Source organism: Ruoffia tabacinasalis (assembly GCF_005864045.1).
In the GTDB taxonomy this organism is placed as follows: Bacteria; Bacillota; Bacilli; order Lactobacillales; family Aerococcaceae; genus Ruoffia; species Ruoffia tabacinasalis.
In genome coordinates, this window is the sequence record NZ_VBSP01000012.1 from 1 (window position 1) to 14,598 (window position 14,598).

At 37.0% G+C, this 14,598-nt stretch carries 13 protein-coding genes; 2 read left to right on the forward strand and 11 right to left on the reverse strand.

Features of this window, described 5'->3' with window-relative positions; all coding sequences use genetic code 11:
- Positions 1-162: 162 nt before the first annotated feature.
- From FEZ33_RS04760 to FEZ33_RS04775, 4 genes are all read right to left on the reverse strand, one after another.
- Positions 163-1,161 (reverse strand): MraY family glycosyltransferase, encoded by a 999-nt coding sequence (locus FEZ33_RS04760; RefSeq protein ID WP_171031285.1) that lies wholly within the window; start codon positions 1,159-1,161, stop codon positions 163-165.
- Positions 1,162-1,195: 34 nt separating this feature from the next.
- Complete coding sequence (gene nadE, locus FEZ33_RS04765; RefSeq protein ID WP_138404261.1) at positions 1,196-2,023, reverse strand: NAD(+) synthase; 828 nt, start codon at positions 2,021-2,023, stop codon at positions 1,196-1,198.
- Between the two features lie 3 nt (positions 2,024-2,026).
- Positions 2,027-3,526, reverse strand: a complete 1,500-nt coding sequence (locus FEZ33_RS04770) for a nicotinate phosphoribosyltransferase (RefSeq protein WP_138404262.1) — start codon at positions 3,524-3,526, stop codon at positions 2,027-2,029.
- A gap of 219 nt (positions 3,527-3,745) precedes the next feature.
- Positions 3,746-4,681 carry a 2-keto-3-deoxygluconate permease gene (locus FEZ33_RS04775; protein ID WP_138404263.1) on the reverse strand — a complete coding sequence of 312 codons (936 nt, stop codon included), beginning with the start codon at positions 4,679-4,681 and terminating at the stop codon, positions 3,746-3,748.
- Between the two features lie 150 nt (positions 4,682-4,831).
- On the opposite strand from FEZ33_RS04775, the gene FEZ33_RS12575 reads away from it, so the two are divergent.
- Positions 4,832-5,773 carry a YdhK family protein gene (locus tag FEZ33_RS12575; RefSeq protein WP_212746668.1) on the forward strand — a complete coding sequence of 314 codons (942 nt, stop codon included), beginning with the start codon at positions 4,832-4,834 and terminating at the stop codon, positions 5,771-5,773.
- 122 nt (positions 5,774-5,895) lie between these two features.
- On the opposite strand, the gene FEZ33_RS04785 is transcribed toward FEZ33_RS12575, so the two are convergent.
- The 5 genes from FEZ33_RS04785 to purR all read right to left on the reverse strand — a co-directional run bounded on the left by FEZ33_RS04785 (position 5,896) and on the right by purR (position 12,245).
- On the reverse strand, positions 5,896-7,035 hold the full coding sequence (locus tag FEZ33_RS04785) for a hypothetical protein (RefSeq protein WP_138404264.1): 1,140 nt from the start codon (positions 7,033-7,035) through the stop codon (positions 5,896-5,898).
- Positions 7,036-7,293: 258 nt separating this feature from the next.
- A complete protein-coding gene (locus tag FEZ33_RS04790) occupies positions 7,294-8,694 on the reverse strand; it encodes a sugar transferase (RefSeq protein ID WP_138404265.1) in 1,401 nt (466 codons plus the stop codon).
- Positions 8,695-8,910: 216 nt separating this feature from the next.
- Positions 8,911-9,894: a ribose-phosphate diphosphokinase gene (locus FEZ33_RS04795; protein ID WP_138404266.1), complete on the reverse strand. Its 984-nt coding sequence runs from the start codon at positions 9,892-9,894 to the stop codon at positions 8,911-8,913.
- A gap of 2 nt (positions 9,895-9,896) precedes the next feature.
- Positions 9,897-11,282, reverse strand: coding sequence for a bifunctional UDP-N-acetylglucosamine diphosphorylase/glucosamine-1-phosphate N-acetyltransferase GlmU (gene glmU, locus FEZ33_RS04800; protein WP_138404267.1), 1,386 nt, complete (start codon positions 11,280-11,282; stop codon positions 9,897-9,899).
- 108 nt (positions 11,283-11,390) lie between these two features.
- A complete protein-coding gene (purR, locus tag FEZ33_RS04805) occupies positions 11,391-12,245 on the reverse strand; it encodes a pur operon repressor (protein ID WP_138404268.1) in 855 nt (284 codons plus the stop codon).
- Between the two features lie 192 nt (positions 12,246-12,437).
- Here purR and FEZ33_RS04810 point away from each other — a divergent pair, with 192 nt between their 5' ends.
- Positions 12,438-12,830, forward strand: a complete 393-nt coding sequence (locus FEZ33_RS04810; protein WP_138404269.1) for a hypothetical protein — start codon at positions 12,438-12,440, stop codon at positions 12,828-12,830.
- Between the two features lie 173 nt (positions 12,831-13,003).
- On the opposite strand, the gene FEZ33_RS04815 is transcribed toward FEZ33_RS04810, so the two are convergent.
- On the reverse strand, positions 13,004-14,152 hold the full coding sequence (locus FEZ33_RS04815) for a mannitol-1-phosphate 5-dehydrogenase (protein ID WP_138404270.1): 1,149 nt from the start codon (positions 14,150-14,152) through the stop codon (positions 13,004-13,006).
- The gene (locus FEZ33_RS04820) at positions 14,152-14,595 is read right to left on the reverse strand and encodes a PTS mannitol transporter subunit IIA (protein WP_138404271.1); all 444 of its coding nucleotides are present in this window, start codon (positions 14,593-14,595) and stop codon (positions 14,152-14,154) included. The genes FEZ33_RS04815 and FEZ33_RS04820 overlap by 1 nt, the downstream gene beginning before the upstream one ends.
- Positions 14,596-14,598 lie beyond the last annotated feature (3 nt).

The window sequence follows — 14,598 nt, forward strand, 5'->3', positions numbered from 1 at the left end:
GTGTTTGCCTCCGGCTTCCTTCAGATTCCACCTCACGGTGGACACCCTTGCCTTTAGCTAACAGTTCCTACTGCCAAGTCTGTAGTGGACTTTCACCACCAAGTTATCGCCCATGCCGGGCGCACATGCAAAAAAACATCGCAAAAGCGATGCTTTCAGTTACTATTTATTATCAAGGCGCGACATAAATACTGTTAGGAGCACAATAAGTCCCCCTGAAAGAAAAATAAAGACCCAGCGGAATTGATGATATATTTGAGAAAATATCGCAAACACTGAAAAAACAAGTGTAATCCCAATCATCAATATCACAATTTGCGGCACAGTGAAGCCTTGCCGGAGTAATCGGTGATGCAGATGATCCTCATCTCGCTCAACCATGGATTGCCCATTTAAAAACCGTCGAACAATCGCATAAGAAGTATCAAATAATGGCACCGCATAAAATAAAATCGGCACAATTAGTGAAAATATACTGATATTTTTTAAATTATATACTGTTAAAGTCGCGAACATGAACCCAATAAATAATGCTCCCGTGTCACCTAAGTATATTTTGGCGGGAAACCAGTTAAATGGTAAAAAACCTAGAATCGATGCCGCTAATAAAACGAGCATCATAATGAGAGTGAGTCGAATTGATAGACTTGAAATATAAATCATGACTGTCAGTGTCACTAAACTTGTTGTCGCAACACTACTGACTAAACCATCTAACCCATCTAATAAATTCATCGCATTCGTTACAAAATAAATCCAAGCGATCGTTAATACGTAAGCTAATGAGTCAAATAACCAGGCCGGCACTTCCGCGATTAATACAGACGAAAAAGCCACATCCGTATAAAAATAAATGACATTCGCCGCGATTAAAATGCCCAAAGTCTTCTGCCAAGGCTTTAATTCAAAGTAGTCATCGATGATTCCAGTGAGTAATACAATGGCAGAGGCTAAGAAGATATTCCATTGCGGACTGTTAAAAAGCAAGACTGGAAACATCGTAAAAAAGCCCAGCCAAAAGCTAGCAAACACAGCAATACCCCCATAATTAGGCGGTTTCCCGTCTTTGTTAGGAAGTAGCATTTGCAATATAAAAGTAAAACAAAAAGAAGCGATGAATGTCAGCAATATATTCCATCCGCCTACAGTTATGACTGCCAACATTCTCCCTCCTTTAACTCACAAATCTTTTAATTTATTTCCAAAAATCATCATAAATCGTAATTGGTAAATGACGTTTATGACGTGATTTGATAAACCAATCTTCAATAACTTTGGCATCTTTTTCAGCCACATCTTCCCCACGTAAGTAAGCATCAATCGCTTTATAACTCACACCAAGTGCATCTTCATCAGCTAGTTGTGGACGATTTTCTTCTAAATCGGCTGTCGGAACTTTTTCATAAAGTTCTTTGACAGCACCAAGTTCTTTCAACATTTCTGCTCCTTGACTCTTGTTTAAGCGCCAAAGAGGCAGAATATCTGCTGCGCCGTCTCCAAATTTTGTGAAGAAGCCTGTCACACTTTCAGCCGCATGGTCTGTACCAATCACGGCTCCTGCAAGTTGACCTGCAATGGTGAATTGTGCAATCATACGCTGACGTGCTTTGACATTCCCCTTATGATAATCATTCACTTCAATATTATTGACTTCAACAGCTTCAATCATTGCATTTGTGGCTGCTTCAATGTTAACCGTCATTGTTTGGTCGGCTTGAATAAATTCAAGTGCTAGTTGAGCGTCGCTTTCATCTGCTTGAACTCCATAAGGTAAACGAACCGCGATAAATTGATAACGTTCCTCACCGGTTTCCTCACGCAATTCAGAAATAGCCATTTGAGCAAGTCTTCCTGCTAAAGTCGAGTCTTGTCCGCCACTAATTCCAAGAACATAAGTAGAGAGTCCTTGATTCTTTAATAAATAGTTTTTTAAAAAATCAATCGAGCGACGAATTTCTTTTTGGACATCAATCTCTGGTAAGACCTTTAATTCTTCGATAATTTCTTTTTGTAATGGGCGCATAGCTTACTCACCTTCCTTTAAAAGCTCTTCTTCTATCTCAAGGACATGATCGTCAACTTTATCACGAATATCTTTAATGCTACGCATCTTTTCATCGTATAAGTTTTGAGACAGATCGACTGGATATTGTTCTGGATTCAAGATACGTTTGTACTCATCCCATAAAGCAGAGATATTATGAGCCGCATAGTCACGTATTTCGTCGACTGATGGTAAATCATACACACATTTACCGTCTTTCCAAACTTCGGTGAGTAGTGGACGTGCGGTAAAATCAACGACAGTCTTATTAATATAAGTATGAACCGGGTGGAACATAAAGAGTGACTCTTCTAAGTCTGGACGCTCTTCAATAAGTGCCACGTAATCACCTTCTGATTTACCATCATGGTTACGTGTTATACGCCACACTTGTTTTATTCCTGGTGTAGAAATTTTGGCTGCATTACTTGAAATTTTCATTGTTGGCACTAATTCGCCTTTAGAGTTTTCGATACTTACTAATTTGTATACGGCACCTAAAGCTGGTTGGTCATAAGCTGTAATCAGTTTTGTACCAACACCCCAGTCATTAATTTTAGCCCCTTGCATACGCAAGTTAAGAATAGTCTTCTCGTCTAAATCGTTAGATGCTATGATGCGCGCATCAGGGAACCCTGCTTCATCTAATTGTTCACGAATACGTTTTGATTGATAGGCCATATCGCCTGAATCAATTCGAACACCGATAAAGTTAATCTTATCTCCTTGTTCCTTCGCTACTTTAATTGCGGTAGGTACACCTGAACGTAAAGTATCGTATGTATCTACTAAGAACACCACGTTCTTATGCGTTTTAGCATAAGCAGTAAAAGCTTCATATTCATCACGGTACGCTTGAACTAATGAGTGAGCATGTGTTCCAGAAACGGGAATACCAAATAATTTCCCTGCACGCACATTACTTGTCGAATCAAACCCGCCGATATAAGCCGCTCTTGATCCCCAAATCGCCGCTGCTGTTTCTTGAGCACGACGTGATCCGAATTCTGCTAAAGAATCGTCTTCGTCAACGACTGACTTTAAGCGCGCTGCTTTCGTCGCAATTAAAGTTTGGTAATTCAACATGTTTAATATGGCCGTCTCAACTAGTTGACATTGACCTAACGGACCTTCAACTTGAATCAATGGCTCATCTGCGAAACATAATTCACCTTCTCGCATTGAACGAATGGTTAATTTGAATTCCATATTCTCTAAATAAGTCAAAAATTCTTCTGGATATGTTTCTAAGCTTCTTAAGTAGTCCAAATCGCTCTGAGTAAATTTCAAATTATTGATATAATTTAAAATCCGCTCTAACCCTGCAAAAATAGCAAAACCATTCTCGAAAGGTATTGATCTAAAATAAGATTCAAAGACTGCTTTGCGTTGATCCATTCCATTCTGCCAGTATGTTTGTAACATATTAATCTGATACAGATCTGTATGTAACATTAAACTATCATCTTCAAATTTATACATAAGCATCCTCCAGTAAACTGTTTACTTCATTTCTTGTATATTATATCACATAACTAATAGTGTATTTTAAACCCGCTACTAATTATTCAAGCATCACTTAAATTATTTTAAATATAGCATAAATGGACCAGATTTCATATATATTACACTTTAATGGGCTTTTATGAAGCAATAAAAAAACAAGAAACTTCCGAAAAAGTCTCTTGCCACATATAATTATTACGTTAATTTATTTTCACGTGCTGATAATTTAGCAACAATTGAAGGTGTAATTACACTTGTAATAACAACTGCCATTAATGTTTCAGATGCAGCGGCTGTAACATACTCTCCAAGAACCTCTGGATAAATACTTCCTAAAATTCCTGCTGTTGAAACTGATAAACCAGCAACAGTCATAAATGTCGCACCAACTGATCCATCATTGCCTAAGACATTGCGGTCAATGACAACAAAGATAACACTTACAATGTAGAAGACAATCGTTACAATAATTCCAGCTCCTCCTGCTTGGAATGCTTCAATTAAGTTCATCCCGTAACCTAAGTTCCAACCCATTAACATCGTTAAACCTGGTAAAGCGGGCATGAATAAACTTCTAAAGTTCGGATCAATATTACCAAAGGCAATCCCTGCTGCCATTGGGATAAGCGTACTTAACACAGGCATCCAGTCCATGCCGCCCCCACTTGATATACCAAATACAATCATTGGAACTGCAGCGATACTGAATAGACCTGTGATACCGTAAACTGCTGTATCTTGTTCCGTTCCGTATTGTTGCATTAATGATAAATACACAGCTGGGTTAATTGAACAAATAACAATTGTAAATGCTAAGGCATTGATTCCAAAAACTCCTGGTAAGCCAAAGATTGAAATATACAATAAATTTAATCCAACTCCAACAGCAAATTTAACTAACAATAGAACACCTTGACGTTTTAAAACATATCCGATTTTCTTTAAGTCAATCCCAGTTCCCGAGCAAAAAACAATCGCACCAACGATTCCGTTCGTTCCTGAACCTCCAAAAATATGTTCAGTTAAACCACCTACTTGGAACAAGTTTGGCCAAAAAGTATATAAAATTGCACTAATCAACATTGGGACTAGAAATGTTCCTGCAGGAACTTTTTTAATCGCATTTAACACTAAATTTCAATTCCTCTTATTTATTGGAAATCCTATCATAGCATAGTTTAACACTTATAACTATAAATCATTCTGTGTAAACGTATTAATCATATTTTTTGAAATCGATTTAAATTTGTTTTATAGTAATAAACAGAGGAGATGTTATATATGAAAAAATACATTAGTAAAAGTGCAATGGTGCTCTCAGCAGTGTTATTATTCGGAGCATCCTCCGCAACAAGTTTAAATGGCGTATTTGCTCAAGACTCAGATACAGTAGACGAAATTTCTGAATCGATTGGTGATACGGTTGACAATGCATCTGAATCGGTTGGGGATACAGTTGATGACGCGGCAAGTGATATTAGCGATGCTGTGACAGGTGAAGAAAGTGAATCAACAACGGAAGAACCTGGAGAAATGACGCATGATGACGAAGGTCGCTTACCTGGAAATATTAAGATTGAACGCGAACCTACATATAAAGTAGGCGACGATGTTCAAATTAATGCGACACATATGCCTGGTATGGAAGGCGCTCAAGGGACAGTCGTTGCTGCCTTTGATACAACAGCATACGAAATCTCTTACACACCAACAGATGACAGTGAACCCGTAGAAAATCACCGTTGGATAGTGCAAGAAGAAATTGCTGAAGCAGCTGATCAAGAAGACGTAGACGCACCGTTTGAAGTCGGAGCTGAAGTGACAGTTGAAGCTTATCACATGCCTGGTATGGAAGGTGCAACTGCTACAATCGATGCAGTGAATGAAACAACTGTTTACTTAGTTGATTACATCGATACTGAAAGTGGCGAAGAAGTCATTAACCATAAATGGGTAACAGAAGATGAGTTAGCTACTTTAGATAGCTCAGAAGAAACTGCCCCAGCTACATCAGAGTCGGCTCCAGAATCATCAGAAGATGAAAGTGGAAGCGAAGAATCATCGTCAGATGAAGAATCTGGATCAGAGTCTGAGTCTACTCCTGAAGAAAGTTCAGATGAAGAATCATCATCCGAAGAAGAATCAAGTGAAGAAAGTACACCTGAAGAATCTGGTTCGGAAGAATCTAGTTCGGAAGAATCTAGCAGTGAAGGAACTGAATAATTACTAATAATCCTATCCTCCCATTTCGGGAGGATATTTTTTTACTTACTTTAACCCCAACAATTCACTGCAACAAAAAATACCGCAAAGGCGAACCTTTGCGGTATTAAATCAATCATAAATTATTCTGCAGCTTCTGAGCTTTCTTCAGTCGTTTCTTCTACTGACGATTCTTCAGCTGGCACTTCAGTTGTTTCTTCTGATGTTTCTTCAGCAGGAACCGATTCTTCAGATGTACTTTCTTCTAATGATTCAGTATCTTCTGTTGCTGACTCTTCAGTTGAACTTGCTTCATCAAAAGTTGGTGCACCTTCTGGAACTACGATATCAAAGACTTCACCATGGTTAGCAAAGTTGAATTCCATAGAGAATGCTACGTTAAAGTCTTCTGGGATTCCTTCAGTTGTTTCACCCATATCAGCAGCGATTTCTTCCATGTTTGCTCTATCTAAACTAAAGTCCATTAACATATGCGTTAAGTAGTAAGTTTCTTTAGAGTAACGGAATTCCATCGTATCAACTAATTGGAACATTACACTCTTAGTTGCTTCCATTGAAAGATCCATTTGTTCTTCTAACGTTTGACGATCTTCTTCAGTAACTTCTTGTCCACTTGCTTCTGCTTGTTGAATCGTTTGGTCAATAGTTTCTTGTTTGATTTGTTCCATGTCTACGAGACTTTCAACATCTGCCCAGAATTCATCTGGATTAATATCTTGTTTTAAAGTCATGACGTATTCAGAATCCGTCTCACTTAAATCAAAGTATTTTTGAGTCAATTCAGGGTTACTCATTGTATCTGCTTGTTCTTGCATTTGGGCCATTATACTATCAAATTCGGCAGCAATTTGCTCTTCTTGAGCTGATACATCTTCAACTGTCCAGCTTGAACCATCGAATAAGTAAGCAATACCATCAATGACTGACGCTTGTCCTGCGAAATCCAAAGGCATTGTAGATGGGTTACCTTCTGCATCTGTTGTAACTAACTCACCCGTAACGTCCCCAGCTAATTCAAGTGCAAAAGCCTCTTCTACGTTATAACGGAAGTCAAAGTTTAATGCAGCATCGATAAATTGGTCGGCAGAAACAGTAATTGTTCCGTCACCTTCCATAGATACTACCTCTTGGTTTACCTCATTAAGTTGAGTTAGGACTTCGTCCCAGTTAGTGTCTTGAGCTGAAACAGTGGGTGCTACGACACCGAATGCCATTGTTACAGTTGTCAATAAACTAAAAAATATTTTAATAGATTTTTTCATTTTTTCACTATCCTTTCTTTATAGCTAATTATACTATATTTATAGATAGTAAGCCAAATGATATCCCTTTCCAGCGATTAAAACCAAGAAAACTCAGTATAAATTTATCGATAACCCGACCTTTATTTAAACAATTTATTACTACATTCTTATTAAAAATTGCTACTATAACTCTTTATTCCATCGCATTTATCTAAAATTTAAAACAAGCATGGACTCTTTTGAGCACCATGCTTGTTCATATAAGATTCATACTTTTTATTTCACGATAATTATCGTCTTCGCAAAATCAGACCATTCATCTTGTGTTGAAACTTCTTCCTCATTATCAACACCACGCGAACTCACTTTATCAAATAAGATTTTCACCGTTTGGAATAATAGTTTGAAATCAAAGGCTATGGAAAAGTTCTTAATATATAACAGATCAAAGTTCAGTTTGCTATTAAAGTCGGTACTATACTTTCCATAAACTTGCGCATAGCCGGTAATTCCTGCTCTTACGTGATGTCTTAAAGTATAATACGGGTTCTGCTCCTTAAACTGTTCAACGAAGAACGGACGCTCCGGACGAGGTCCCACAAGCGACATATCCCCTTTAAGCACATTTAACAATTGCGGTAATTCATCAATTCGTGTACTTCGAATAAATTTACCGACCTTTGTCACACGCGTATCGTTTTTCGCCGCTAAAACAGGTCCTGAATCGGATTCTGCTGTCACTGACATTGAGCGGAATTTTAAGATATTGAAGTGTTTTTCACCTTTAGTAATACGCTCCTGCTTATAGAAAATAGGTCCTGGAGAATCAATCTTAATCGCAATAGCTGTTCCTAACATAATCGGTAAGGTTAAAATAGTTAAAACTAAAGAAACTAAGATATCAATGATACGCTTTAACATATTATCTTCAGATGGTATTTCAAAACTAGAAACTTCAATAATACTTTCATCTTCAAAGTTCATAATATTTGGATTAACCATCATTAAATTCTCGAATTGAGTACTTATAAATAACTTTTTATTCTGGCGCATTAAATATTCATAGATATCTAAACGTTGTTCTTCCGGTATATACCCTGTTAAATAAACAATATCCACATGATCCGCCAATTCCTCAACATGTTTTAAGTAATCTGATAAGACTACATGTGTCACTTTATGACGTTTGTTTTTCATTAATGAAAAGTTCCGAACTGCTTCAAGTGCCCGGTCCGATTCTCCAACAACTAAGATTTTCTTTTGACCCCGAAGTTGTTGGTACAGTAAGTAAACCAATACATTAAAGATAAATAACACAAAGGTTCCAACAAATAAGTTCACTAGTAACACTGATCTTGGAAATGTTAGCCAGCTTCCCGCAAAAGTCAGAGCCATAATGTAAACATTCAGTACTAACTGACTTAACATTGTAAAGTAAAAAATATCTAACACACTCTTGTTATAGAAAACATAAGTACCAAATAGAAAGTTAATAATAATGTAACCGATAAATATCCATATATAACTATCTTCAAAAGCACTAAAGTTTCTAGCCGGTATATCGCCTAAAAATTTGATGTAAAATGATAAATAAATACACCCAATCGCCACTATTGAGCTTAGTATAACAGCACCAAAGCGTAACAAGTTATTCCATTCATAGCGATGCTTATTCACGCAATAACTTCCTTTCTTTCATTATTCTACTATAAAATAATTTATATATAATGTTCTTTTTCTACCCTGTTTAATTCTATACAATTTAAATAGGAATATCAAAGAATTATTCCATATCTAGGCTAAACTATCAATAGTAATCTGCTTAGAATATGTTTTGACAATAAAAAAGCACCAACAAGATGACTCCTGTCGGCACTTTCAATCACATCATGATTAGTCAATTAATTTAAATTGTTCTTCAAATAATGGACTCACTGAACGGTTTTCGTGGATACGTTTAATCGCCTCTCCCACAAGTTGAGAAACCGTCACTGTTTCAATTTTATCTAAATATTTTTCTTCTGGTAAAGAGATTGAATCTGTAATAATCACTTTTTTGATTGGTGATGCTTCTAAACGACTGATTGCTGGTCCAGATAATACTGGGTGTGTACAACAAACATAAATATCTTTTGCACCCTTTTCCATTAAAGCATCTGCTGCTAATGTAATAGTTCCAGCTGTATCAATCATGTCATCAATGATGACACACGTTTTCCCTTGTACTTCTCCAACGATATTCATGATTTCAGCGACGTTTGCTTTTGGACGACGTTTATCGATAATCGCAATCGGTGATTTTAAGAATTCGGCTAATTTACGAGCACGAGTCACTCCACCGTGGTCAGGTGATACAACAACAACATCATCACCTTCAAGATGGTTATCGATAAAGTAATTTGCTAATAATGGCGCACCTAATAAGTGGTCCATTGGAATATCGAAGAAGCCTTGAATTTGAGCCGCGTGTAAGTCTAGCGTTACTAAACGATCTACCCCAGCTTGAACTAACATATTTGCAACTAACTTCGCTGTAATTGGTTCACGAGGTTGTGCTTTACGATCTTGACGTGCGTAGCCATAATAAGGAATAACAACGTTAATTGTTTTTGCACTTGCACGACGCAATGCGTCAATGGCAATTAATAACTCCATTAAGTGGTCATTCACCGGATACGATGTTGATTGTACCAAATAAACATGGTCCCCACGAATACTTTCATCAATATTAACTTTAATCTCACCATCAGCAAACTGAGATATATTAATATCCCCTAATTCTACACCTACTTCATCCGCAATCTTCTCTGCTAACGGGCGGTTAGAACTTAGTGCGAAAATTTTAAGTTTTGAATCAGAATATGGTTTCTCTATCATTATTAATCCTCCAGATTTTGTTTGTCTTTGAAGCGTTTCCAGTACTTGTCTTTGTTCTCTTGACGTGCTCTAGCAATTGCAAGTGCTTCTTCTGGAACATCACTATTAACCGTAGAACCAGCTGCAATGATAGCACGATCTCCTACTGTTACAGGTGCAACAATATTTGACCCTGAACCGATGAATGCGTCATTGCCAATTGTTGAACGGAATTTATTCTTTCCATCATAGTTTACAAATACAGTTCCACAACCTACGTTGACATCTGTACCAATATCCGCGTCACCGATATAAGTTAAGTGTCCTGCTTTAGAGTTCTTCCCAACAACACTGTTTTTGACTTCTACGAAGTTTCCGATATGTGTTCCTTCTCTTAAGACACTCTTAGCTCTTAAGTGTGCAAATGGTCCCACAGTTACATTTTCTTCGACATTTGCAAATTCTAGCACAGATTGACGAATTTCAACATGGTCAGCAATATTTGATGATATAATTTCTGAATTTGAACCAATCGTTGAATGTGAACCAATCTTTGTATTTCCTTTAAGGGATACGCCAGATTCAATTAATGTATCTTGTCCAATTTCAACATCTGCTTCGATATAAGTTGCTGTTGGGTTAACAAACGTAACACCGTTACGCATATGTTTTTCATTGATGCGTTTAGTCATTAAGCGTGTTGCTTCTGCTAACGCGATACGGTCGTTAACTCCAATAGCTTCATCAAAGTTATCCATCGTAAAGGCTTTAACAGTATCGCCAGCTTCTTTCATAATACTAATCACATCTGGTAAGTAATACTCACCTTGTGCATTTTCGTTGCCGACTTTATCCAAAGCTTCAAATAACGCTTTATTATTGAAGACATATGTCCCCGTATTAATTTCTGTAATGGCTTGCTCTTCTTCGTTTGCATCTTTTTGCTCAACAATTCGTGAAACCTCTTTATCACTTTGTCTAACTACACGACCGTACCCCGCTGGGTCTTCGGCGATTGCTGTTAAAATTGTTCCTTTAGCATTAGATTCTTCATGGAATTCGAACAATTGATTTAATGTTTCTGCTGAAAACAAAGGTGTGTCTCCACATATTACAAGAGTACTTCCTTCTTCATCTTTTAATAGATCTTTAGCTTGTAGTACAGCATGACCTGTTCCTAATTGTTCTTCTTGTAATGCAAACTCAGATTGATCAGCTAATACATCTCGCACTGTTTCTGCACCGTGTCCTACAATTGTTACAATTCGCTCAACATTACTTTGTTGAACTGCTCGTAATACATGTTCTACCATTGAGATGCCGTTTATCGTATGTAGCACTTTATATAACTCTGATTTCATACGTGTTCCTTTACCCGCTGCCAGTACAACGGCTAATCGCTTCTCCATATAAACACTCCTTATTTTAAACATTCTACTCTTAATAATTATAGCGATTATAGGCGAAGATATCTACCGTTTAATTTGACAATCCTAAATGAAACGACAAAAAAACGTTTACTCTGTTAATTGATTAAATAAACTTCCTGGTTGAACATCCAGTTCATAACGTCTCTCTTCATCGTTATAAACTAATTGAACACTAATGAGTGAATCGATTGGTAAAGTTAATTGGTTCGTTTCGTGTGAACGATTCTCACCAAGAACACAAACTCCGACCGCCGTCGAATCAAATTCTTCAAGTAGTGAAATCATCCCTTGCGCCGTTCCACCATTACGAAGGAAGTCATCTACGATTAAGACACGTTGATTTGTTTTCAGGCTATTTTTTTCCAATTCCATTTTCTTAATTGTTTGGTGTGACCCAGATACATAATTAACAGAAATCGTTGGGCCGATGCCATCTGTTGAATCACGTCTCGCGATTACATAAGGAACATTTAAATAGCGTGCAACAATCGTTGCTAGACCAATTCCTTTTGACTCCACAGTCATGACTGCATCAATATTATTATGGATATAATGAGAAGCAATCAATCTGCCTACTTTACTTAACATGTATGAATCTTGCAAAATATCACTCATATGAATGTAATTACCTTGTAAAATTCGCTTTCCATGCATAAATTTCTCAATTAAAGTATTCAACAACTCTTTCTGTTCTATTAAAGGAACTTTTGGATAGAAGATAATTCCACCCGCTGCACCCGGAAACGTCTTTATTTCTCCGAGTCCATTAATTTCAAAGACTTCTCGAATAAAATCAATATCTTCACTAATTGAAGATTTAGCGGCATTCAAAAACTCAACAAAATAAGACAAGTTAATTAACTGTCCTGGTCTATCTACTAAGTAATGGGAAATATACAACATCCGTTGATTGCGTTTTGGTTTATAGTTTTTATCAGTCATAATGAAAGTCACCTCTTAAGCATATATTACCAAAACACAAACAATAAATATATATACTTTGATTTTGTTCGTGTTTAATTTCTTCCTTTGTTCGTGTATTTTTCTTTCTCATAGGGAACAAGCCTATACTATGTTAAAATATAGTCAATATTAAACTTCGCGTGATTAACGTAAAAAAGGTAGGTAAAGTAAATGGCAATCAAAATCACTCGCCGAACGGGTTGGTTATTCAATATGGGTGCAAAATTAAACATAAAAATCAATGGAGAGGTCGTTGGGAAACTGGCAGACAATAGTTCAATTAATATTGACATCTCAACGCCAGAAGTACAGTTACAAGTATCTCAATTCGGTGGTTTGCGTAGTAATAAGCTCCCAATCTTTGATGGCGATATTGTCACAATCACTGCCTCACCTTTTAGTTCCTTTAGTTTTCTTGCGATCATCTTGTTGATGTTAATATCTGGCTCACTTTCCGAAACACATTGGACACGGTACTTGGCGACTATTGCACTCTTAGGTTATGGAATTAGTCATTTTATGATTCCTGGCTATCATTATCGGTTAAGTAAACGACACTTGTAAGATTTCTTAACGATATTTTTTTAGCGAAACTTGAGCCAAATCGCTAATCCATTTGGCCGGAGTTGGCGCTACTCATGACAAACCGTTATCCCATTTGGCTCAAGTTCACCCATTTACAATAGCAGCACAAAAAAGATCACCGGACTGAGTCACGGTGATCTTTTCGTATTTATCTATTTTTCTACATTCGCAACAGCTGCTACAATACGGTTTAAAAGAACTTCATCTTCAAGTTCTGTTACTGTACGCGCAACTTGCTCAACTGATTGTTCTTTTAACATCGCTTGTAAATGTTCGCTCTCTTTATCTTCTAGATTATCGTAATGGAAAATCATTCCGACAACTTCCATTAAATTTTGATACTCTAAATCGCGTTCTTTAGCTTCGTGAATTGGACGAATAAAGCGCTCATTTGGTCCTAATTTACGAATCGGTGTTCTCGCCACTCGAGAAACATCATCCGAGATATAAGTATTTTCAAAGCGGTTTACAATTTTATTTGCATAAGCTTCGTGTTCAGTTGCATCAAAATCCCATTTGTTAATTAATAATGCGCCTGTTTCTTTGAGTACATTTTGTAAAAGGTTTAAAATTCGCTCATCACTGATAGCTTCATCAATTGTTTTGTAACCATAGAAAGCACCAGCATAAGCTACAGTAGCGTGTCCTGTATTTACTGAGAATAGTTTACGCTCAATAAAAGGCTCTAAATTCTCAACATATAATACACCTTCTAGGCGGATATCCTTTGCTTTCACTTTCGTTGAGTCAATTACCCATTCGCTAAAAGGCTCAACGGATACGAATAAAGGATCCTCATGTTGTTGATTCGGCACAATACGGTCTACTGCTGCATTCGGGAAGCCAACATATTGTTCCACATAAGATAAATTATCTTCCGTTAAGAAACCTTCAACCTTTTCACGTAAAAAGTCTGATCCACCAATCATATTCTCACAGGCAATTATATCAATCGCTTCTGTAACGTCTGCTTCTTGACGCGCTTGAATTCCTTGAGCAATTAATTCTGCAATGTAAGGAAGAACGTTAGGTCCAATGGCAGTTGTCACAATGTTTGCTGATTTAATTGCTTCAACAACCGCTTCAGGTTCTTTCCCATTGTTTAAACCATCAACATTATCAATATGAATTGTTTCGCCATCTTTTGCTGCATAGCCAATGTCATACTCTTTACGTTCTTTTAATGCATCAATAATCGTCTCGTTAATATCTACGAAATCAATATGGAAACCATTTTTAGATAAAATCTCTCCAATAAATCCGCGTCCGATATTTCCTGCTCCAAAATGTACTGCTTTCATTATTCTACTTCCTCCTCAAACATCGCGATAATCTCTTCTGCTAAATCTGCATTCGCTAAGCGTACAACATTTTCAACATCTGAACAGAAGACAGCGATCTTAGATAATACATCTAAATGCTCATTCCCAACGCCGGCAATTCCAAAGATCATCATAGCCATCTTTTCTTCATTTTCTCCTGGGGCAAAGTTCACGCCTTGAGGTACTTGAGCAATAGTAATGCTTGTTTCTTTCACAAACTCTTTACCTTCATCGGTACCGTGCGGAATTGCGACAAAATTTCCCATATGAGTCGTTACAACTTGTTCACGTTCTAACATTGAATCAATGTAACTTTCTTCGACCGCTCCATCTTCAACAAGTAAAGTTCCAACCGCTTTAATTGCCTCTTCCTTCGTTGAAAATGTTTGATTTAATAATATGTTTTTTGCTTTTAATTCCATACT